21 protein-coding genes and 1 tRNA gene are annotated in these 21,144 nt (G+C 60.3%); 14 read left to right on the top strand and 8 right to left on the bottom strand.

Annotation, left to right across the window (positions count from 1 at the left end):
* Positions 1-312: 312 nt before the first annotated feature.
* Complete coding sequence (locus EXW71_RS12385) at positions 313-1,632, bottom strand: OprD family porin (RefSeq protein WP_134658888.1); 1,320 nt, start codon at positions 1,630-1,632, stop codon at positions 313-315.
* 225 nt (positions 1,633-1,857) lie between these two features.
* Here EXW71_RS12385 and EXW71_RS12380 point away from each other — a divergent pair, with 225 nt between their 5' ends.
* From EXW71_RS12380 to EXW71_RS12370, 3 genes are all read left to right on the top strand, one after another.
* On the top strand, positions 1,858-2,190 hold the full coding sequence (locus EXW71_RS12380) for a DUF2790 domain-containing protein (protein ID WP_123714434.1): 333 nt from the start codon (positions 1,858-1,860) through the stop codon (positions 2,188-2,190).
* A gap of 104 nt (positions 2,191-2,294) precedes the next feature.
* Positions 2,295-3,611 carry a PAS domain-containing methyl-accepting chemotaxis protein gene (locus EXW71_RS12375; RefSeq protein WP_134658886.1) on the top strand — a complete coding sequence of 439 codons (1,317 nt, stop codon included), beginning with the start codon at positions 2,295-2,297 and terminating at the stop codon, positions 3,609-3,611.
* 51 nt (positions 3,612-3,662) lie between these two features.
* Positions 3,663-4,244, top strand: coding sequence for a flavin reductase family protein (locus EXW71_RS12370; RefSeq protein ID WP_134658884.1), 582 nt, complete (start codon positions 3,663-3,665; stop codon positions 4,242-4,244).
* Positions 4,245-4,302: 58 nt separating this feature from the next.
* Here EXW71_RS12370 and EXW71_RS12365 read toward each other — a convergent pair whose 3' ends face one another.
* On the bottom strand, positions 4,303-5,112 hold the full coding sequence (locus EXW71_RS12365; protein ID WP_134658882.1) for an AraC family transcriptional regulator: 810 nt from the start codon (positions 5,110-5,112) through the stop codon (positions 4,303-4,305).
* A gap of 137 nt (positions 5,113-5,249) precedes the next feature.
* Here EXW71_RS12365 and EXW71_RS12360 point away from each other — a divergent pair, with 137 nt between their 5' ends.
* Positions 5,250-5,888: a LysE family translocator gene (locus tag EXW71_RS12360; protein ID WP_123714438.1), complete on the top strand. Its 639-nt coding sequence runs from the start codon at positions 5,250-5,252 to the stop codon at positions 5,886-5,888.
* A 44-nt stretch (positions 5,889-5,932) separates the two neighbouring features.
* On the top strand, positions 5,933-7,027 hold the full coding sequence (gene ddlA, locus EXW71_RS12355; protein ID WP_134658880.1) for a D-alanine--D-alanine ligase: 1,095 nt from the start codon (positions 5,933-5,935) through the stop codon (positions 7,025-7,027).
* Between the two features lie 171 nt (positions 7,028-7,198).
* On the opposite strand, the gene pgeF is transcribed toward ddlA, so the two are convergent.
* From pgeF to EXW71_RS12325, 6 genes are all read right to left on the bottom strand, one after another.
* Complete coding sequence (gene pgeF / locus EXW71_RS12350) at positions 7,199-7,924, bottom strand: peptidoglycan editing factor PgeF (protein WP_134658878.1); 726 nt, start codon at positions 7,922-7,924, stop codon at positions 7,199-7,201.
* Between the two features lie 21 nt (positions 7,925-7,945).
* Positions 7,946-9,775, bottom strand: coding sequence for a gamma-glutamyltransferase (gene ggt, locus EXW71_RS12345; protein ID WP_134658876.1), 1,830 nt, complete (start codon positions 9,773-9,775; stop codon positions 7,946-7,948).
* Between the two features lie 35 nt (positions 9,776-9,810).
* Positions 9,811-10,590: a PhzF family phenazine biosynthesis protein gene (locus tag EXW71_RS12340; protein ID WP_134658874.1), complete on the bottom strand. Its 780-nt coding sequence runs from the start codon at positions 10,588-10,590 to the stop codon at positions 9,811-9,813.
* A gap of 96 nt (positions 10,591-10,686) precedes the next feature.
* A complete protein-coding gene (locus tag EXW71_RS12335; protein ID WP_134658872.1) occupies positions 10,687-11,520 on the bottom strand; it encodes a DMT family transporter in 834 nt (277 codons plus the stop codon).
* A 122-nt stretch (positions 11,521-11,642) separates the two neighbouring features.
* A tRNA-Met gene (locus EXW71_RS12330) sits at positions 11,643-11,719 on the bottom strand.
* Positions 11,720-12,075: 356 nt separating this feature from the next.
* The gene (locus EXW71_RS12325; RefSeq protein ID WP_123714444.1) at positions 12,076-12,627 is read right to left on the bottom strand and encodes an RNA polymerase sigma factor; all 552 of its coding nucleotides are present in this window, start codon (positions 12,625-12,627) and stop codon (positions 12,076-12,078) included.
* A 264-nt stretch (positions 12,628-12,891) separates the two neighbouring features.
* Between EXW71_RS12325 and sctW the strand changes: the two genes are divergently transcribed.
* The 9 genes from sctW to sctS are packed head-to-tail and all read left to right on the top strand — an operon-like array spanning position 12,892 to position 21,139.
* Positions 12,892-13,956, top strand: coding sequence for a type III secretion system gatekeeper subunit SctW (gene sctW / locus EXW71_RS12320; RefSeq protein ID WP_134658870.1), 1,065 nt, complete (start codon positions 12,892-12,894; stop codon positions 13,954-13,956).
* Entirely contained in the window at positions 13,953-16,046 is a 2,094-nt protein-coding gene (gene sctV / locus EXW71_RS12315; RefSeq protein WP_134658868.1) for a type III secretion system export apparatus subunit SctV, read from the top strand. Before sctW ends, sctV begins: the two co-directional genes overlap by 4 nt.
* A gap of 34 nt (positions 16,047-16,080) precedes the next feature.
* The gene (locus EXW71_RS12310) at positions 16,081-16,980 is read left to right on the top strand and encodes an FHA domain-containing protein (RefSeq protein ID WP_177421587.1); all 900 of its coding nucleotides are present in this window, start codon (positions 16,081-16,083) and stop codon (positions 16,978-16,980) included.
* Entirely contained in the window at positions 16,977-18,335 is a 1,359-nt protein-coding gene (locus EXW71_RS12305; RefSeq protein ID WP_134658864.1) for a FliI/YscN family ATPase, read from the top strand. The genes EXW71_RS12310 and EXW71_RS12305 overlap by 4 nt, the downstream gene beginning before the upstream one ends.
* Positions 18,322-18,750 carry a YscO family type III secretion system apparatus protein gene (locus EXW71_RS12300; protein ID WP_134658862.1) on the top strand — a complete coding sequence of 143 codons (429 nt, stop codon included), beginning with the start codon at positions 18,322-18,324 and terminating at the stop codon, positions 18,748-18,750. The genes EXW71_RS12305 and EXW71_RS12300 overlap by 14 nt, the downstream gene beginning before the upstream one ends.
* Positions 18,747-19,208: a type III secretion system HrpP C-terminal domain-containing protein gene (locus EXW71_RS12295; protein WP_134658860.1), complete on the top strand. Its 462-nt coding sequence runs from the start codon at positions 18,747-18,749 to the stop codon at positions 19,206-19,208. Before EXW71_RS12300 ends, EXW71_RS12295 begins: the two co-directional genes overlap by 4 nt.
* Positions 19,205-20,218, top strand: a complete 1,014-nt coding sequence (locus tag EXW71_RS12290; RefSeq protein WP_134658858.1) for a FliM/FliN family flagellar motor switch protein — start codon at positions 19,205-19,207, stop codon at positions 20,216-20,218. The genes EXW71_RS12295 and EXW71_RS12290 overlap by 4 nt, the downstream gene beginning before the upstream one ends.
* Positions 20,215-20,868, top strand: coding sequence for a type III secretion system export apparatus subunit SctR (sctR, locus tag EXW71_RS12285; RefSeq protein WP_123714451.1), 654 nt, complete (start codon positions 20,215-20,217; stop codon positions 20,866-20,868). Before EXW71_RS12290 ends, sctR begins: the two co-directional genes overlap by 4 nt.
* 7 nt (positions 20,869-20,875) lie before the next feature.
* The gene (sctS, locus tag EXW71_RS12280; protein WP_134658856.1) at positions 20,876-21,139 is read left to right on the top strand and encodes a type III secretion system export apparatus subunit SctS; all 264 of its coding nucleotides are present in this window, start codon (positions 20,876-20,878) and stop codon (positions 21,137-21,139) included.
* Positions 21,140-21,144: the final 5 nt, after the last annotated feature.

The following is a 21,144-nucleotide window of genomic DNA, read 5'->3' as shown; positions in this document are numbered from 1 at the left end:
AAGAGGGGCCATTTCCTTATGGAGGTTAATGTTGGGGAGTAGGAAAATTCTGAACCGTGAAGTAGCTTCAGGGTCAACTGCGACCATCGGCCGCATAAATCCGGCATCAAAAAAAACGCCCCAGGCGGGGCGTTAAAAATCCATCTCTTTCCAAAGGAGCTACACAAAAGCTTCAGAGATGAATGTGCTCGGTGAATAAGTTGAGGCCAGTATAGAAAGATCAACTTAACGAGAAGGTGAGGCCAATATTACAGTTTTGATAACCGGCAATTTGTGAACAGATGTTGGTTAACGGCGAACGAATGTAATCACTTACAGCGCTACCAATGGATATTCGGCAATCAAGCGAACTTCTTCCAAGTCCGACTCGAACGCAGTGGAGCGCACCGTGGCCTGGCGCAGGCGCAGGGATAAATCTTTCAAGGTGCCACTTTGCACCACGTATTTGGCCTCGATATCCCGCTCCCAGCGACGCTGGTCGGTCAGCGGGTTGCCCGCTGCATCGCGGCGCATGTATACGGCGTTGGCGTTGCTGTAGTCGGCACCGGTGCCTTTACCGTAGCGGGTCATGAACGACAGTCCGGGGATGCCGAACGGCTGCATGTCCAAGTCATAGCGAACCATCCACGAGCGCTCCTTGGGGGCGTTGAAGTCGCTGTACTGGATCGAGTTGTTAAGGAAGATCGAGTCTGACTGGCGCAGGTAATCGAAGTCGTCATCGCCGTTGTTGCGCTGGTGTGAGACGGCCACGCTGTGGGCGCCGACCTTGACCCCCAGCCTGGCGCTCCAGATGTTGTTATCGAATTCACCCAGGCGCTTTTTGCCTTCATCCACGGCCTTGTAATAATTGAAGTCGCCGAACAACGAGAGGTCATCGCCCAGCGGGTAACTGGCGGCGCTGCCGACGTAATACTGGTCCCAGGCGTCCTTCAAACGGCTGCTGTACAGGCTCACACTGAGGTGTTTGTCGAGCTGGTAATCACCGCCGAAATAGCTGATCGAGGGCGAATCCACCTTACCCGCATAGAAAGTCGAGAAACCCTTGTTCATGCCGCTTTCGTTGGGTTGGCTCATGCCGCTCAGGTACCCGCCTTGCAGGCTCAGGCCCTCGATACGGGTGTTTTGCGCGGTCACGCCACGAAAGCTCTCCGGCAGTAAACGCGAGTCGCCGTACGCCACCACCGGGGTAAGCGGGAACACATCGCCGGCCTTGATCACGGTGTCCAGCACACGCAATTTCAACGCGCCGCCGACTTTGCTGTAGCGACTTTCGGGGTGGTTGTCGCTGTCCACCGGGAGCACGCCGAACGAGCCCTTGCCGCCGCTGCGGCCGGTGCCCGAGTCGAGCTGCAGGCCGTACATAGCGAACGCATCCAGGCCGAACCCCACCGTGCCTTGAGTAAAACCGGATTCGAATTTGCCGATCAGCCCCTGTGCCCAGGCCTCGGAATAACCGTTGCCGGTAGGGCTGGATTGGCCCTTGCGATCATCGCGGTTGAAGTAAAAATTGCGCGCCAGCACGTTGATGCTGCTGCCTTCGATAAACCCTTCGGGCTTGTCCTGAGCAGCCACGGCGGTCAGGGGCAGTGCGGCGATAAACGAAAAGGGAAGGGTGCAGTGGCGGATATTCATGGTTCGCTCCTTGGTATTGGCAGTTATCGGCTTCTTATGGAAGTGGGCGTTTTTATTGATTTGGCCCGGGCTGATAGTTGCAAATGCCAGATAACAAGAAAGTGGCTCGAACATTACAATTCTGGAAAGTCACGATCACCTGACAAATAAGTAATGTTGTAGTGAACATGACGTCAGGGTTCACTGGTTAACCTCGGCACTGAACTTTCAGACGAGGAACCTGTGATGAACTTTTATAAAATTGGCCTGGGTGTATTAACTGCCATCTTGTCTTTTGGCGCATTGGCCGAAGGCGGCGGGGATCGTACTTTTGCCCTGATGATGGAGCGCAATGAAAAGGCGATGGCCGATTACGCGGCTAAGGTCGGCAAGCCGGTACCCGAGGTACGGGCGTATCGCTATGGCATGAAGCTGGACATTGCCAATGTGGTCAACGTGACGCCGCCGATCCGCTCGTGCTCCACAGTGCCGTCACGGATGACCTATGAGGACTCCACCGGCAAGCTCAATACGCTGGAATATCAAGTGATGGGGGTGTGCCGAAACAATGGAGGCTGACTGATCACAAATATAGATGTATCTGGCGTTGAAACCCTCTTCAGAAACCGCCGGTAGCGCCGATGCAGATAATACCTTGTCATCATCTGATCATTGGTGCACCCATGTTCAAGACCCGTTTGAAGCAGGAGCTATCGGCTCTTCGCGAAGAGTTGTCCAGCTTGCAACAGGTTAAAGAGAGCCTGGAGAGCGAAATGATCGCGATGACCCTGGACCCGCAGGGGCGTATCGCGTCGGTCAACACCCTCTTTCTTCAGGAGATGGCTTATCAAGGCACTCAATTGCTGGGGCGCTTGATTGACGAGTTGTTTGCGCCGCATGTGCGCCAGAACGAATTCCAGCAGCGTTTCAAGAACGCGTTGGTACGTGGCGAACACTATGCCGGCACCGTGCGTCTGATGCGCGGCAATGGCAAGGAAGCGTGGTTGCGTTCTATCGTGCAGCCGGTGCGCAGTTCGGACGGGCACATCAAATATTTCTCGATCGTCTCCAGCGACCTGACCCGAACCATCGAGGCCTCGCGTGAGCATGAAAACCTGATCACTGCGCTGGTGCGCTCCACTGCCGTGATCGAGTTCGACCTCGGCGGCCATGTGCTTACGGCCAACGACCGGTTCCTCAGTGGCATGGGCTACAGCCTGGCGCAGATTCAGGGCAAGCATCACCGGATATTCTGCGAACCGGAGGAATACAACAGCGCCGAATACCAGCACTTCTGGAAGCGGTTGAACGCCGGAGAGTTTATCGCGGCCCGTTTCAAGCGTGTGGACAGCCATGGCCGCGTGGTATGGCTGGAAGCGACCTACAACCCGGTGCTGGACGCCAATGATCGAGTGTACAAAGTGGTCAAGTTCGCTACGGTGGTCACCGACCAGGTCAACCGGGAACAGGCCGTGGCCGAGGCCGCCAACATTGCTTACAGCACCTCGCAGCAAACCGATAACAGTGCTCAGCGCGGTACTACCGTAGTGACCCAGGCGGTCGGTGTGATGCGTGACCTGGCCAAGCACATGCAGCAGGCCGGCGAAGGCATTGAAGCGCTGAACGAGCAGTCCCAGGTGATTGGTACCATCGTCAAGACCATCAGCGGCATTGCCGAGCAGACCAACCTGCTGGCGCTCAACGCGGCCATCGAGGCGGCCCGCGCCGGTGAGCAAGGCCGTGGTTTTGCGGTGGTGGCGGATGAAGTTCGCCAGTTGGCCTCACGTACCAGCAAAGCGACTGAGGAGATTGTCGGGGTGGTGCGTCAGAACCAGGACATGGCCCGCGATGCGGTCGCCCTGATGAGCGATGGCCGCATGCAAGCCGAACAGGGCCTGGCTCTGGCGGCCGAGGCGGGCACGGTGATTGTGGAAATCCAGGACGGCGCACAGAAGGTGGTCAGCGCGGTCGGGCAATTCGCCAATCAGTTATCGAACTGAGCATAGGCTCAGGTATCGTAGGTTCTTTCCTGCATGAAGAGCCGATCTGCCATGAGCCTCACCCACCGTCGCCCCGTTCCCTTGTCCAAGGCCTACCGCTTGCTCAACCACGGGCCGACCGTGCTGGTGAGCGCAGCCCACGAGGGCCGGCGCAACATCATGGCTGCCGCCTGGGCCATGCCCCTGGATTTCGAACCGCCGAAAGTCGCAGTGGTACTGGATAAATCCACCTGGACCCGTCAACTGCTGGAAGGCGCCGGCACCTTCGTGCTCCAGGTGCCGTGTGCAGCCCAGGCTGACCTGGTGCAGACCGTCGGCAATACCACCGGCGCTGAAACAGACAAGTTTTCCACCTATGGTCTGCAAACCTTCAGCGGTGAGCACACCGAAGCGCCGCTGCTTGAGGGTTGCGTGGCGTGGTTGGAGTGCCGCTTGTTACCCGAACCCCATAACCAGCAGACCTACGATCTGTTTCTTGGCGAAGTGGTCGCGGCCTATGCCGATGTGCGTGTGTTCAGCGAGGGGCATTGGCACTTCGAAGGGCATGATGAGCTACGTACCTTGCACCATATTGCTGGCGGGAATTTCCTGACCATTGGTGCACCGATTGTAGGGCGTCAACTGTTGCCCTGAACCCACCGTCTGTAGGCGCGAGCAAGCTCGCTCCTACACATAGGTCGAGTCGGTTTTTTCAGCGCCCGAGCATCCTGACCCAGCGCGACGGCGGCATGCCGTAGGTGCTGCGAAATTGCCGGGTCATATGGCTCTGGTCAGTGAAGCCGGCGGTCAGCGCCGCGTCCACCAACGATTGCCCCTGAGCCAGCAGGCTACGCACCAGATCCAGCCGCCGCATGGTCAGGTAGCGATAAGGGCTGGTGCCGAACAACAAGCGAAAGTCCCGCGACAAGGCCCAGCGATCACGGCCACAGTGGTCGGCCATTTCATCCAGGGTAATGCTGCGGCCCAGAGCGCTGTGGATAAACTCCCGGGCGCGCTCGGCGGCGACGTAGTCGAAGGACTTGCGGCTGACAATCACCCCCGAGGCGGCGCTCAACGCCTGCGCCAGATCGTATAGCGCGTCCTGTTCCTGCATCGGATCGATCGGGCAATCCAGGCTTTGCAGCAACACTTCGCTGGCGCGAAACAACCGAGGGTCGGTCGACAGGCCGTTGTGGATAAAGGGCAACGGCCGGCCACCGAGAATCTGCTGGACCAACGCAGGCTCCACATAAATCATCCGGTACTTGAAGCCTTCCACACTGCTGGCACGGCCATCATGGGTTTCGTCCGGATGAATCACCATGGTCGTACCCGGCAGGCTGTGGGTCATGCTGCCGCGATAGTGATAGCTCTGTACACCAAACAACGTGCGCCCAATCGCGTAGGTGTCATGGCGATGAGGGTCGAACGCAAAGCCCGCGAAGTACGCCTCGATACGGTCCAGGCCGCTGGCGTGCGGGGCGCGGTGCAGCCAGTCGAGGGTGGAAGTGGGTTGGCCCATGGTGACTTGTCACAAATAGAGGTGGAAACACGTTAACCCAGTCTGAAGCCCTTGTCTGCCAAGGTCTTGTACGATTGTGCAGGCAGACGGCGAGGCCTATGATCGGCGTTCATACACCGCGCTGATGGAGCCGCACCATGCAGCCTTTTGACCTTGCTTACTTGGCACCCCTGGTTTCGCTGGGCTTGCTGTGGGTGGTTGCCGTCGTCACTCCGGGGCCTAACTTTTTCAACATCGCCCAGTTAGCCGCCAACGCTTCGCGTCGTCATGGCGTGGCGGCTTCGGCAGGCGTGGCCTCGGGTACGGTTCTGTGGGGGCTGGCCGGCGGCCTGGGCATCAAGTCGTTGTTTACGGCGGCGCCCATGTTGTACCTGGCGTTCAAGCTTGTCGGTGGCTGCTACCTGATTTACCTGGGGCTCAAACTGTTCAAGCGTTCGGTGCCGGTCGCGGGCCGGAACCCGTTGGCGGATGGGCATCGGCGTTCGCTGTTGTCGGCTTGGCGGCTGGGTTTGCTTGGTAATCTGTCCAATCCCAAATCCGCATTGTTTGTCGCGACTATCTTTGCCTCGACCATGCCACCTTCGCCATCACCGCTGCTGCTGACGCTGGCGGTGATCATCATGGCGACCTTGTCGTTCAGCTGGTACAGCGCCGTCGCTCTGGTGTTTTCCAGCGAACGCATGGCCAACCTCTACAGCCGCTCGCGCAAGTGGCTCGACCGTTTTGCCGGTGGTTGCTACGTGCTGTTCGGTGCACATCTGGTGGCGAATCGCTGACTGCCCGTGTTAAGAAGCCTTACTTTCAACGGTGAGGCTGGGTCATGAGCAAGGTGCGGGTAGGTATTATTTTTGGTGGCCGTTCGGCTGAGCACGAGGTCTCTCTGCAATCGGCACGCAATATCGTCGATGCCTTGGACCGCTCGCGCTTCGAGCCTGTGCTGATCGGCATCGACAAGGCCGGCCACTGGCACCTCAATGACACTTCGAACTTCCTGATCAACCAGGAAAACCCGGCGCTGATCGCGCTCAATCAGTCCAACCGCGAACTCGCGGTGGTGCCGGGCAAGGCCAGCCGGCAAGTGGTGGAAACCTCCGGGCAGGGCTTGCTGGAACACATCGACGTGATCTTCCCCATTGTCCACGGCACCCTCGGCGAAGACGGTTGCCTGCAAGGTTTGCTGCGCATGGCCGACCTGCCTTTCGTCGGCTCCGATGTGCTCGGTTCGGCGGTGTGCATGGACAAGGACATCAGCAAGCGCTTGCTGCGCGATGCCGGTATCGGCGTCACCCCGTTCATCACCCTGACCCGTGGCAATGCGGCGCGCACGTCGTTTGAAACGGCAGTCAACACACTCGGCTTGCCGATGTTCGTCAAACCCGCGAACCAGGGTTCTTCGGTGGGCGTGAGCAAGGTTGCCAGCGAACCCGAGTACCACGCAGCCGTTGAGTTGGCCTTGGGTTTTGATGAAAAAGTGCTGGTGGAGTCTGCCGTTCAAGGCCGCGAAATCGAATGCGCCGTCTTGGGCAATGGCAACCCCGTCGCCAGCGGTTGTGGCGAGATCGTGGTGAGCAACGGTTTCTACTCCTACGACAGCAAATACATCGACGACCAGGCCGCCCAGGTGGTGGTGCCGGCCGCGATCAGCCATGACGCCAGCGAGCGTATTCGCCAGTTGGCCATCGAAGCGTTCGAGGTGTTGGGCTGCGCTGGGCTGGCTCGGGTCGATGTGTTCCTCACCGACGACGGTGAGGTGCTGATCAATGAAGTCAACTCACTGCCTGGCTTCACCCGCATCAGCATGTACCCCAAGCTGTGGCAGGCGGCGGGGATGAGTTACAGCGAGCTGGTGAGCCGTTTGATCGAGCTGGCGCTGGAGCGGCATGCGGGGCGCGAGGGGCTCAAGATCAGCCGGTAGTCATCGACCGGCAGCTCAGTAGCGTCATCAGGCGTTACTGAGTGCTTCCCGGCAAACGTCTAGCCGTATCTACAAGGCAGCTGTGAATGACGCGTTTCAGCGCAAGACATCACGTGGTTCTATGCTTACGAGCCTGAGAGAGACTTGAGAATATCGTTTGTAAGTGCTCTCTCACCGACCTGAGCGAGCTATCCACGAATAGATCAACGTCTTCGCCTCCTGCGGGTTATGAGTCCTTCGGCGATAGCTGGCGAACGTGGGCGATGTGCAATAAGTGCACACCTCACTGACTTCGATCTGCTCACGCTTAAGCCCCGCCGCCAGCAGAAGCATCACCCCATACCCGCTCAAATCAAACCAGGCGCTTCCCGCTTGCCTGGCATACGGCGGTGCAATCTCGGATGGCAGCAATGGCGACGGTTGCGTAAAGCGCCATGGTGCCAAGCCATCACGCCACAGGTGGCCTTGATCCATCTGGAACTGCCCGATAAACCCCTCACTCACCTCATAACAGCAGGGCTTGATCGACGGCCCGATGGCTACCCGCAACTGGTCCACGGCGATGCCTTCGGCGGCAAAGCGTTGCACCGCGTTTTCGATGATCCCGCCCTGCAAGCCCTTCCAGCCGCCATGCACAGCGGCAACCATTGCGCCGTTTTTGGAGGCGATAAGCACCGGCAGGCAATCGGCTGTAATCACCGCAATCGGCTGATGTGCGCGGGTGAACACGCCATCCGCCTCAATGGTGTTGGTCACCTGATCGGCCTGCCATTCAACCACCGAGGCGCTGTGCACCTGCTTGCAGATGAAAACGCCTTCTGGCCGTAGCGGATCGTTGATCGAGCAAAAACCATGGTCGACGCCGGGTATGGCGCCGAGATTGTCTGCCTGCTGCACAGCATCTCTCCGTTGAAAAAGTTAGTCGCCGAGCGCTTCGCCTTCGCGTCGAGGGTCCGCGCCGCCGCTCAGCGTCGTCTTGCCCTGGGCATCCCGCGTGCGCACGATGGCCTGGATGCCGCTGGTCATATCAATCTCGCTCAACGTGTGGCCTTTGTCCTTTAACGCCTGTTTCAATCCCTGGCTGAACAGGCCGGCCTCCAGTTCGGTCGCGCCATTGCGGCTGCCGAAGTTGGGCAGGTTGATGGCGGCTTGCGGGTCGAGCTTCCAGTCGAGCATTGCCACCAGGGATTTGCTCACGTATTCGATGATCTGTGAGCCGCCCGGTGAACCCACCGCGGCCAGCAACTCACCGCTCTTGCGGTCGAACACCAAGGTCGGCGCCATGGCCGAGCGCGGGCGTTTTCCCGGCTCGACCCGGTTGGCCACCGGCTGGCCGTTTTCTTCGGGGATGAACGAGAAGTCAGTCATCTGGTTGTTCAACAAAAAGCCCTGGACCATCACGTGCGAACCGAACGCCGCTTCCACCGTGGTGGTCATCGATACGGCACCGCCGAGGTCGTCCACTGCCACCACTTGCGAGGTGGAGATGCGCAGTGGCGAGCGGTCCGGCGCGTACGCCACCTGGATACCCGCGGGTTGGCCCGGTTTGGCGATGCCCATGCTGCGTTCGCCGATCAGCGTCGCGCGTTGTGCCAGATAACTCGGCGCGACGAGGCCCGCGACCGGGACGGGGGTGAAGTCTGAATCCGCTACATACAGTGCGCGGTCGGCAAAAGCCAGGCGACCGGCTTCCGCGAGCAGATGCACGGCTTCCGGGGTGGGCTCAAGACCGGCGGGCGATGCGCTTTTCACGGGTGTCATCGGTGCGATGGCCAGGCGAGGATCGCGGGCTTCCACGGCCTGCAATGTGCCGAGGATTTGCGCAACCGCGATTCCGCCCGAGGATGGCGGCGGCATGCCGCACACCTGGTACTGCTTGTAGTCGGTGCACAGTGGCGTGCGTTCCTTGGCGGCGTAGCTCTTGAGGTCAGCCTGCGACAGGCTGCCCGCATTGCGATTGCCCTGGACCTTGCGTGCGATCTCGTCGGCGATCGGGCCGTGGTACAGCGCGTCCGGTCCTTCCTTGGCAATGCGTTTGAATACGTTCGCCAGTGCCGGGTTTTTCAACAGCGTACCGGTGGCTTTAGGTGTGCCATCGGCATTCAGGAAGTAGGCCGCCATGTCAGGCGACTGCGGGATGTAGCGGTCGGCGGCAATCAGCGCGTGCAAGCGTGGAGAAATCGCGAAGCCTTGCTCCGACAACCGAATGGCCGGCTCGAATAACTTGGCCCATTGCAGGTGGCCGGTTTTCTTGTGTGCCATCTCCAGTGCGCGCAAGACGCCCGGCGTGCCGACCGAGCGCCCACCGATCTGCGCCTCGGGAAATGCCATGGGCGTGCCGTCGGCCTTCAAGAACAACCGCTCGGTTGCACCCGACGGCGCCGTTTCGCGGCCGTCATACGCGTGCACGGTTTTCCCATCCCAGAGCATGATGAACGCGCCGCCGCCGATGCCGGACGACTGCGGCTCCACCAGGGTCAGCACCGCCTGCATTGCGATCGCCGCATCGATGGCCGAGCCCCCTTGGCGCAACATCTCGCGCCCGGCTTCGGCCGCCAACGGGTTGGCGGCGGCGGCCATGTGGCGCTGGGCGTGTTGCGTCGCAAGATCGGTGCGGTAGCCCGACCCCAGCTCCGGTGCCGGAGGCTGTTCATTGACGGGGGTGTGACAGCCGGCCAGGGCGAGGGCTGCGGCAACCATTGACAGTTGACGGCGGGAAATCGAAAGCACGCGCTGAACTCCGTTCATTGTGAGAATGATCTGTTGTCCTTGGGTGAATGCTTTTACAGGAAAATCGTACCTTTCAGATAGAGCGCCGCGTACCCGGCGATAATCACGCGGTCGCCCTTGAGTTCGCAACGCAGTTGCCCACGGCGCTTGCCTCCCTGTTCGGCGGTCAATTGCGACTTGCCCAGGCGCTCGGCCCAAAACGGCGTCAGCGAGGAGTGCGCAGAGCCGGTGACAGGGTCTTCATTGATACCGACGTTCGGGCCGAACCAGCGGGAAATGAAATCAAACCGCGTGCTTTTGGCCGTTACTGCAATGCCGCGTCTGGGCAGGCCCTTGAGGCGGGCGAAGTCTGGCGTCAGCGCGGCGACCTGGGTTTCGTCGTCCACCAGCACGATGTAGTCATCAGTGCCATACACCTCGGCGTGCTCAATCCCCAATGCGTCCAACATTCCGGCCGGCGGCTCACAGCGCTCGGGTTGCTTGGCAGGGAAGTCCATCGCCAGTTCGTCGCCATTGCGCGTCACGCGCAACTCGCCGCTGCGGGTGGCAAAGCGCAACACATCAGGTGCACCCGCCAACTGGTGAATCAACACCCACGCCGCCGCCAGCGTGGCGTGTCCGCACAGGTCCACTTCGACTTCCGGAGTAAGCCAGCGCAATTCATAAAACCCGTCGCGGGGCACGAAGAATGCGGTTTCCGAGAGGTTGTTCTCGGCGGCGATATTGTGCAATTGCTCATCGGTCAGCCATTCCGTCAGCGGGCAGACCGCCGCCGCGTTGCCGCCGAAGGGTTGTTGGCTGAAAGCGTCGACCTGGTAGATATCCAATTTCATCGTGACCACTCCGTGCAGGGGAGGCAGGACACTAACAGTGGGCCCGGAGAGCGTCAAAATACAGATACGGAGTTTTTTTGAGCGCATGAGCTACGCTCAGCCCAAGCGCAATACCATCGCCCCGGCGGCAATGATGCAGGCGGCGAGGATGCGCGCCCGCGTCACATGCTCTTTGAGTACCCATGCGCAGATCACCACGCCGAACAGGATGGAGGTTTCCCGGAGTGCCGACACTGTCGCGATCGGTGCGGCAGTCATCGCCCACAGGGCCAGGCCATAGGATGCGACCGTGCCGAAGCCGCCCACCACGCCAAGGTGCCAGTGGCGCTTGACGTAGTCACGAAATACGCCGCGTCGTGTGGCCAGGGCCCATGCGAAAAGCGGAATGCCGGTCAGCAGGAATATCCACAGGGTGTACGCCGCCGGCGCGCCGGATTTGCGCACGCCAACCCCATCGATCAGGGTGTAGCCCGCGATCACGCCGGCATTGATCAAGGCCAGGACCATGCCCTTTCTCTGACCTGCCGAAGGGACGGTGGCCATGCTCAGGATGCCGAGGGAGATGACGGCGATTCCGAGCCAGGCAAATGCCGACAACGACTCGGACAACACCAGCACGCTCACCGTCGCCACCAGCAGTGGCGCGGTACCGCGCATGATCGGGTAGGTCTGGCTCATGTCGGCCAGGCGGTAGGTCGAGGCGACCAGGGCGAAATACAGCACTTGGAAAATCACTGATGCGCCTATGAACAGCCAGCTGTCTCTCGCCGGAGGCTCCAGGAACGGGACGGCCGTCAACGCGATCAGCGAGGCGACTGAGGCGATCATGCAGGTGGTCAAGAGCTTGTCGGCGCCACCTTTGACGACGGCATTCCAGGTGGCGTGAAGTGCCGCACCCAGGAGGATGATGACGAATACGTTGAGGCTCATGAATGGGCTACCGGCTGCGCTCAAGGCTAGGGTGTGGGCTCTGGACCGCAGCGAGTATGCCTCAGTACTTTTCGACAGGCATAAAAAAACGGCCTACCTTTCGGTAAGCCGTTTTTAGTACTTGGTGGCTACACAGGGACTTGAACCCCGGACCCCAGCATTATGAATGCTATGCTCTAACCAACTGAGCTATGTAGCCAAGTGGCGCGCATTATTCGCGCAGAACGGGAATGCGTCAAGCATTTTTATTGAGATTTTTTCTACGCTTTCAACTGTTTAACGAAAAATAGGCTAAACGGCGACGAGTGGTGGGTTGGCCGGCGGGCTTATATCGGTGAAGACCGAATATGAGAGGGCAGGCTGATGCGCGGTTTTGGCGGGATGAGCACGACCAGGGCCGGGCGCCTGGGAAATCTCGCAACAGGGGATGCGTGTACAGGCTGCCCGCGTTCTCGTCATTGCCTGGGGGGCGGGCGTTCTTGCCGTCGCACATGAAAAGGCTTGATCGAGTTGGGCTGATATCCCTGTCGCCCAACAATTGCCAGCTAGCCTGGCTTAAGGTCGCAATGGCGTATGGGTAACGCGCTTGAGTTGTTCACGTGCCCGCGACAAGCGCGAGCGAACAGTGCCGATGGGGATGTCCAGCGCGTCGGCGGTGTCCTGATAGCTGCCATCGGTCTCCAGTGAGGCATATAGGGTTTTGCGCATTTCCTGCGGCAGGCCCTTTATGGCTATGAGGGTTTTCTCCAGTCGGCGATTGATCTCGAACTCCCAGTCCAGGTTGCGGCTGTCTTCCTGGCCATGCCACAGCGCCTCGTCGAATTCGCAATGTACCGGTTTGGCATACAGGCGCCTGAAGTGGTTGCGAATCAGGTTTTGCGCGATTCCACACATCCAGGTGCTGAGTGTCGCCTGGCCGCTGTAGCGCTCCCGATTGCGCCAGGCTTCCAGGTAGGTGAGTTGCAGAAGATCGTCCGCATCTTCCGGGTTGAGCACGCGTTTATGAATGAAGCGCCGAAGTTTTTTTTGCTGGTCGTCCGTCAGGTGGAGCATGAATTGCGGCGAGCTGCCAACAAGGTGAGCGAGGGCACCAATAGGGATATCCATGATTTTTTCCTCAGGGTGGACACGGTCGAAGTGGTTTCGACGTGAACCCCTTTTGCACTGGCTGTGCCAAAGGAAAAAATTACTTAATTCATTGATTTTTAAATAAAAATATATTTATTCCCACCGGGTCTTGTGCAGTTGCTTGCAAAAAGACCGGACGCCGTTGTGCGGGTCTTTTCAAAAATGCCGCAGGGGTGATTTCGATGGAACTGTATGGCGAGCGCTTGCCACATAGGGACACAAACTTCCTGTCCTGGCCCGCCCATGAAAGTCGAACCCTTCAACGATGTGCAAGCGATCCCGACCACGGATCAACCCCGCATCAGCGCCGCTCAAACGCAGGCCGGTGCAGCGGGTATCGACGACATTGCCCAGATATTCAGCGAGGAAGTGGCGCTCAATGGCATCGCCCTGGGCCGTCGGTCGATTGGACGGCAGGTCGCACCGATCGAGCAGATCACTCAGCTCTATGAACAGCTGGGTCATCCTGGCCAGGCGACATTGGCAACCGTCGCTCGTCACGTGCGGATGCAACTGTTGCAGCAGTCGGGTATCGACACATTGCTTGAGCTGACCGGTCGTGATCCGGCACGCACGTTTGTGGTTCTCCAGCGCGTGGCGGCCGAGGCGCAAGCCGAAGCGCGCAAGGTCGAGGCCGCCCTGGCGCGAGATGCAATCGCGAAGCTGGAAATCCGCTTCAAGCGGGAAATCCAGGCCGGGCTGAATATCGCACTGACCCTGCAGCACGCCAGCGATGACCCGCAGGAACGCCAGGCGGTGCGTGCGTTGTATTACGCCAGTGTGGTCATGCGCCAATCCTTGGTGTTGATGATGCAATCGCTGCTCGGGGTGTACGGTGGCGAGCAGTTTGGCGCCGGGCTCAACCTGATGCGCCGGGCCTTGGCCGACGATATCGCCGCACACACGCCCTCGGTCCCCACGGCGCAACTGCGCACCTTGCTACTGGGTCTGCAGAGCTGTAGCCAGCTGGGCGGGGCGTTATCCAATTGCCAGGCGTTGATCCGGCGCCTGGATACCGGGCTGGATGCGGTGAGCCTGCTGCAACGGCTGTTGGGCTACGCCGGCACTGGTATCGAATCGGCAGAAGTCCAGCGGCTGGCCTGCGATTTTGGTGGCGCGCTACCGGCTGCCCAGTTGGTGTCTCTCAATGGCTTGTACCCGGTGATGCAGCGTTTGCCCCTGGCCTTGTGGCGTGACGGCCGCGGGCGTCAAGAGGCTCTGCACAACATCTTGCTGGTGATGGACGAATTCACCCGTGCCGAGCGCGGTCATTCGCACTTCGAGAGCGAGTCGAGGAGCCAGCAGTGACGGTGCTGGCCTCCATCAACGCTGTGCTGCTCAAGGTGGCGCAGCGTGCTGAGGTGTTAGGCGCGGTGGTGGTCATGGCCATCGTGTTTATCTTTATCGTGCCGTTGCCCACCTGGTTGGTGGATATCCTGATTGCACTCAATATCTGTATTTCCTGTCTGCTGATCGTGCTGGCGCTGTACCTGCCTGGGCCGTTGGCGTTCTCATCGTTCCCATCGATTTTGCTGCTGACCACTATGTTTCGCCTGGCACTGTCGATCGCCACCACGCGTTTGATCCTGCTGGAGCAGGATGCGGGTGACATTGTCGAAGCCTTCGGGAATTTTGTGGTGGGCGGTAACCTGGCGGTTGGCCTGGTGATTTTCCTGATCCTCACTCTCGTCAACTTCCTGGTGATTACCAAGGGCTCCGAACGGGTCGCTGAAGTCGCTGCCCGCTTCAGCCTGGATGCGATGCCGGGCAAGCAGATGTCGATCGACAGTGATTTGCGCGCGGGGCTGATCGACGGAGGGCAGGCGCGGGATAAACGCGAGCAGTTGTCCCGTGAAAGCCAGCTGTTCGGGGCCATGGACGGCGCCATGAAATTCGTCAAAGGCGACGCTATTGCCGGGTTGATCATCGTGCTCATCAACCTGCTGGGTGGTTTCTCCACCGGGATATTCCAGCATGGGATGAGTGCGGGTGAGTCGATGGCGTTGTATTCGGTGCTGACCATTGGCGATGGCCTGATCGCACAGATTCCCGCGCTGCTGATCTCCCTGACCGCCGGCATGATCATTACCCGTGTGGCACCGGATGGACGCAAGGGCGCGAATAACATGGGCGCCGAAATTGCCCGGCAGATGACCAGTGAGCCCAAGAGCTGGATGATCGCCTCGGTGGGCATGCTTGCTTTCGCCGCGCTCCCTGGCATGCCCACGGTGGTGTTTATTCTGATCTCGCTGATGACCGGCAGCCTGGGCTACTACCTGGCGCGTCAGCGACAGCGCGAGGCTGCCCCGCCGGCTCAGGCTGAAAAGGTGGTGCGCCCCGAGGAGAACGGCGACGAAGACCTGCGCGGCTTTGATCCGTCGCGCCCGTATCTGTTGCAGTTCCACCCGACGTTGTACGCAACGCCGCAGGTCATCGATATCGTTCATAAAATCCGCCAGGCCCGAAATGCACTGGTCACGAGTATCGGTTTGACGCTGCCGCCGTTTGAAGCCGAATTCGATGACTTGCTGGCGCCCGACGAGATGCGCTTTTGCGTGCATGAGGTGCCGGTGATGGCGGCGACCCTGAGCGATCGGATAGCAGTCGAATACGCGTCGCTGACACCTCCGTTGGAGCGAGGCGAAAGAGGGCTTCCCGAGCGCGATGAACAGGACTGGTTGTGGCTCGCTCCCGATGATCCCTTGCTGGACGATCCCCTGGTCGAGCGTTTCAGTGCCCAGAGCCTGATCATCGAGCGTATGACGCGAGCGATGATGCTGAGCGGGCCACGGTTCCTGGGTATCCAGGAAAGCAAGGCGATCCTCAGTTGGCTGGAGCACAACCAGCCGGAACTGGTGCAGGAACTGCAACGTATCATGCCGCTTTCGCGGTTTTCGTCGGTGTTGCAGCGCTTGGCCGGCGAAGGCGTGCCGTTGCGTGCGGTGCGTTTGATCGTCGAGTCATTGATCGAGTACGGCCAGCACGAACGCGAGCCGGATGCCTTGGCCGATTACGCACGCATTGCGCTCAAGGCGCAGATCTACCATCAGTACAGCGAGCCCGATGGCCTGCATGCCTGGCTGCTGTCGCCCCACACTGAAAACATCCTGCGCGAAGCGCTGCGCCAAACCCAGAGCGGAGTGTTCTTTGCCCTCGACAACGAGAGCAGTGCGGCCCTGATCAACCTGCTCAACCAGGCATTTGTGGCGCGTCCTAAGAGCAAGAGCGTGATGCTGGTGGCACAGGATCTACGCAGCCCCTTGCGCACCTTGCTGCTGGACGAATTCAGCCATGTGCCGGTGCTGTCTTTTGCCGAGTTGGGGAGTACCTCCAAGGTCAAGGTGCTGGGGCGTTTTGATCTGGGCCAGGACGAATTGATGCGCGGGGCGTTGGCATGACCCCGCCGTTAATGCTGACGCGACAGGTGCGATGATGTTCGAGCTGCGGGTGCTGGAGGGTCTGCAAAAAGGCGCCGCTCTGCCGTTGTTTGGCGAGCAATGGAGCCTTGGCGCCCACGCGGACGCCGACCTGTTGTTAAGGGACCCGGGTATCACCGAGCACCACGCACGCTTGCAGTTGATCGACGGGCATTGGTCGGTCCAGGCCGAAGCGGGGCTATTGCAAGACAGCGATGGGCAAGTGCTGGCGCAGATCGGCAACCTGGCCCTCAACACGCCTTTTGTGATCGGTGCCGTTCGCTTGTGTGTGGCGCCTGCCGATCAGCCTTGGCCGCAGGCGCCGGTTGACAGGCCAGCGCAGGTGGCGCCGATACCCGAGCCCGCCAGGCGGCTGTTGCTGTCTTCGATCTCTACGTCGCAACAGAAGCGTTTGATCAGCCTGGTGTTGCTGTGCGCCGTGGTCATCGTTGCAATCGGTATCGTCTCGACAGCGGGGCGCGGGGCACAAGCGTCGCTGATGCCGCCCGTTGAGCAAAAACAGGAGTTGGGTTCACCCTTCGAGGCGCGACAGCAGTTGTTGAAGATGCTCAGCGAGCGCGAGTTGGCCCAGCGGGTCAGCTTGCAAGTGATCAATGGCCAGATTGTCCTCAACGGTGATGTTTCCCAGGAAGACGTCGAGCTGGTCGCACGCATGCTCAGCCGTTTCGCCGAGCAGTTCGACACCGCCGTGCCAGTGATCAGCCGCGTGCAGGTACGCGACAACACGCTCCCATTCAAGATCCTCCAGATCGTGGGGGGCGCCAGCGGCCACGTCGTGCTGGAGGACGGACTCCGGTTGTTCGTGGGCGACGAATTGGATGGCTTGCGGCTGGTGTTGATCGATAACCACAAAGTGATTTTTGACGGTACGCAACGTTATGAGGTGCGCTGGTGAACGACTCGATACAGGCGCGCCTGGAATCATGGCGGTTGAGCCAGTCACAAGCATTGACCCGCTTTGCGCCCGTTTCGATGCGCGGTCGGATACAGCGTGTAAACGGCATGCTGCTGCAATGCCGGTTGCCCGACGCACGTATTGGCGACTTGTGCCAGGTGGAGAAAAAACCGGGTGATTGCATGCTGGCCGAAATCATCGGGTTCGATCAGCAGGACGCTGTGCTCAGCGCCCTGGGCAACCTGGAGGGTGTGCGTGTAGGTGCCAGTGTCGAGCGCCTGGGTGTGCCGCACCGGGTGCAAGTCAGCGAGGCGCTGCTGGGGCAGGTGCTGGATGGATTTGGTCGACCTATTGCGGGTGACGGTCCCAGTGCCTTTGTCGCAAGCGACATGCTCGATGCCAGCACGGTGTTGTGCGAAGCACCGTTGCCGACTGAGCGGCCGAGGATCAATCGGGCGCTTGCCACGGGGGTGCGTTCGATCGATGGCCTGTTGACCCTGGGGGAGGGCCAGCGCGTAGGACTGTTTGCGGGTGCCGGTTGTGGCAAGACCACCTTGTTGGCGGAGATCGCCCGTAACGTGGACTGCGATGTGATTGTGTTCGGCCTGATTGGCGAGCGAGGTCGCGAACTGCGTGAGTTTCTCGATCATGAGCTGGACGACGCACTGCGCGCCAAGGCCGTATTGGTCTGTGCCACCTCCGACCGTTCCAGCATGGAGCGCGCCCGCGCCGCCTTCACTGCAACCGCACTGGCCGAAGGGTTTCGACGTAAAGGCCAGCGGGTGTTGTTACTGATCGACTCCCTGACCCGGTTCGCCAGAGCCCAGCGCGAGATCGGCCTGGCGGCCGGCGAACCCCTGGGGCGTGGTGGCTTGCCGCCGTCGGTGTATAGCTTGCTGCCGCGGTTGGTGGAGCGTGCCGGGCTGACCCGGGACGGTGTCATCACCGCCATTTACACGGTGCTGATCGAGCAGGACTCGATGAGCGACCCGGTGGCGGATGAGGTTCGCTCACTGCTCGACGGTCACATCGTGTTATCCCGCAAGCTGGCCGAGCGTGGTCATTATCCGGCGGTGGATGTGCTGGCCAGCTTATCGAGGATTTTGAGCAATGTGGCGGAGCCTGGACATATCCGGGCCGGCACCGCGTTGCGGCGTCTGTTATCGGCGTATCAGCAGATCGAGCTGATGCTCAAGCTGGGTGAGTATCAGCCCGGCAGTGATGCCTTGACCGATATGGCCGTGGACAGCCGTCAGTCCGTCGATGGTTTTTTGCGCCAGGACCTGCGAGAGCCATCACCTATCACGACGACCCTGGAGCAACTGACGGAGCTGACAGCGTATGTCCCCTTCTGAGTCACTCATCGCTGAAGTCGAGACGCTGCGGCGCTTGCGCCGGCATCGCGCTGATCGTGTCGAGCGAGCCTTGAGCGCCGCCCAACGAGCCCAGCGAACCCTGCTCGAACAGATCGCGCAGGCGCAGCAGACGCTTGAACACACTCGCCTCGAAGAGGCCAGGCAATGCGCGCAATTGTTCAATCAGCACCAGGGGCAGGTGATGACCTTCAAGGCACTGAAAGACTGGAGCGCCCAGGAGCGCAACCTGTCGGCCGGCACATTGCGTGAAGAGGGCCAGTTACAAGCCTTGCATGAGCAAAAGACGCAGCAGGCGGTGCACATCAGCAGCGTGCAGAAGCAGGTTACCCACTGCTTGCGCGAGGTCGAAAAACTTCAGGAGCTGGCCAGGTTATTGACTCGGGAGGAGACGTGACGCAGGTGCCGGCGGACAAGGTCGAGCGTTCACGCCCGCGTGAGCTTCGTGATACGCGTGAGGCAGGGGCAGGCGTGGTTATCCCTGACGAACACGGGCAATTGTTCCGCCGGTTGTTCGTGGATGAGGGTGAGCCCAAGGGTTATGGGAGCCACGCTGCGGCGGGACGAAGCGCGGCCGCAGAGATTGGCATGATCCAGACATTGGCCGAACAGTTGGCACCTCGGATACACGGCGCTTCGCAATGGCCGCTTGAGGCGACGCTGTACTTGCCTCGGCTGGGGCGGATCCAGGCCCGCATCCGACGAGAACACAACACTTGGAATGTTGAATTGGACGCGGAGCACGACACGACGACGCGTTGGCTCAGTGGCGTGCGGCAACGCTGCGAGGATCGGATCGCCCAGGCTGTTGGCGAGCCGGTCAGCCTGCATTTGGTACACCTGGAGCGCACATGATGATGCCACCTCTGGCCTTGCGCGCGGTCGAGGGTGACGTGGTCGCGGCCCTGCGTCGGTTGGGCGGCGGGCTACGCATGCCGTTTGAGGTCGACGGCCAGAGTGGGGCGTTGCAGCTTGAACCCGCGTGTGCGCCGGAGGGCGTCACGCCGTTGTGTTTTGAGACGGCCTGTGGGGTCCTGGCGTTCGGTGAGCCTTCGTCACAACTCAGCCTCCTGGGCCAGTGCCCAGTGACACTGGCCCAGGCTGGAAATGATCCGGACTCCTGGTTCTGGGCCTTGTTTGAACACCACCTGAGCCCACAGGTTCGAGCGTTATTCGGCTACCTGCGTTTGTCACCCACGGTGCCCGCGTTGGACTTCGGTTGCCGGCTGTGGGTAAGCCTTGGCGCGTCCAGGGTGGCGGGCTATCTGTGGATGTCTGCGCAGAGCTTTTTGGCACTGTGCGAGGCGGGGCCTTGGCAGCCGACAGCCGCGCCGATGCCTGATCGGTTTCAACTGACGCTCGCGGTCACGCTGGGGCGTTTGCGTTTGTCGATCGCGCAGATGTGCAGCGTCCGTGAAGGCGACGTCGTGCTACTCGAACACTCCTATTTTCAAGTGCAGGGCAACGGTTACTTGCCCGTCGGTAGGCAGCGCCTGCACGGGCGCATTGACGACGCACACGGGCCGCTGTGCCTGACCGTGAGTTCAATTGAGGAAACAACTGTGGACGAAGATTTGGCTGTTCATCACGCCCCAGAGGCGGGGGACGATCGACCGGTGACGGATGTATTCGGTCATGAGCCATTTGATGAGTTGAGCATGGCGCTCAATGTACGCTGTGGCACACTGAACCTGAGCCTGGGCGAGTTGCGCAACCTCGCCCCCGGTGCCGTGTTGGGGATCACCGGTTACGCTCCCGGCATGGCCGGGCTCTACTATGGCGATCGGCCCATCGGCCAGGGCCAACTGGTCGAAGTTGATGGGCGGCTTGGCCTGCAGTTGTCCCGTGTGGTGTTCTCCCGATGACCTTCCAGGGGGTCGACCCGCTCGTTCTCGCGCTGTTTCTGGGGTCGTTGTCGCTGATGCCGATGTTGTTGATCGTCTGCACGGCGTTCTTGAAGATCGTCATCGTGCTGATGATTACCCGCAACGCCATCGGCGTGCAGCAGGTGCCGCCGAGTATGGCGATCAATGGCATCGCCCTGGCGGCGACGCTGTTTATCATGGCGCCCGTCGGCTATGAGGTAGCGCAGACGCTCAAGACGTCACCGCTGGATTTGAGCAGCGTGCAGACCATGCAGGAGACCGGCCTGGTGGCCATCCAGCCGTTGCGCACGTTCATGCAGCGCAATACCGATCCGGATGTCCTGACCCACCTGAAGGAAAACAGCGCACGCATGTGGCCGGCGGAAATGGCGCAGCAGGTCCAGCGCGAAGACTTGATCCTGTTGATGCCGGCCTTTGTCCTTTCGCAGTTGCAGGCAGGTTTCGAGATCGGCTTCCTGATCTACATCCCCTTCATTGTCATCGACTTGATCGTTTCCAACCTGCTGCTGGCGTTGGGCATGCAGATGGTCTCACCCATGACCATCTCCCTGCCGCTCAAGCTGCTCCTGTTCGTGCTGGTGTCCGGATGGTCGCGGCTGCTCGACAGTCTGTTCCTTTCTTATCTCTGAGTGGCCTATGGAACCGATCGTGCTGTTCAAGCAAGGCATGTTGTTGGTGGTGGTCCTGTCGGCGCCGCCGTTGATTGTGGCGGTGGTTGTCGGTGTGCTGACCTCGTTGATACAGGCGCTGATGCAGATACAGGATCAGACCTTGCCCTTTGGCATCAAGTTGGTGGCGGTTGGCGTCACCTTGATACTGACCGGGCGTTGGATTGGGGTGGAGTTGATCCAACTGATCAACCTGACGTTCGACATGATCGCCCGTTCGGCACTCCACTGAGGTTA

Origin of the sequence: Pseudomonas sp. BCA17, assembly GCF_004519405.1 — a bacterium.
Classification (GTDB): domain Bacteria; phylum Pseudomonadota; class Gammaproteobacteria; order Pseudomonadales; family Pseudomonadaceae; genus Aquipseudomonas.
The sequence above is the reverse complement of the archived record's forward strand: the minus strand, read 5'-3'. Positions and strand labels throughout refer to the sequence as shown.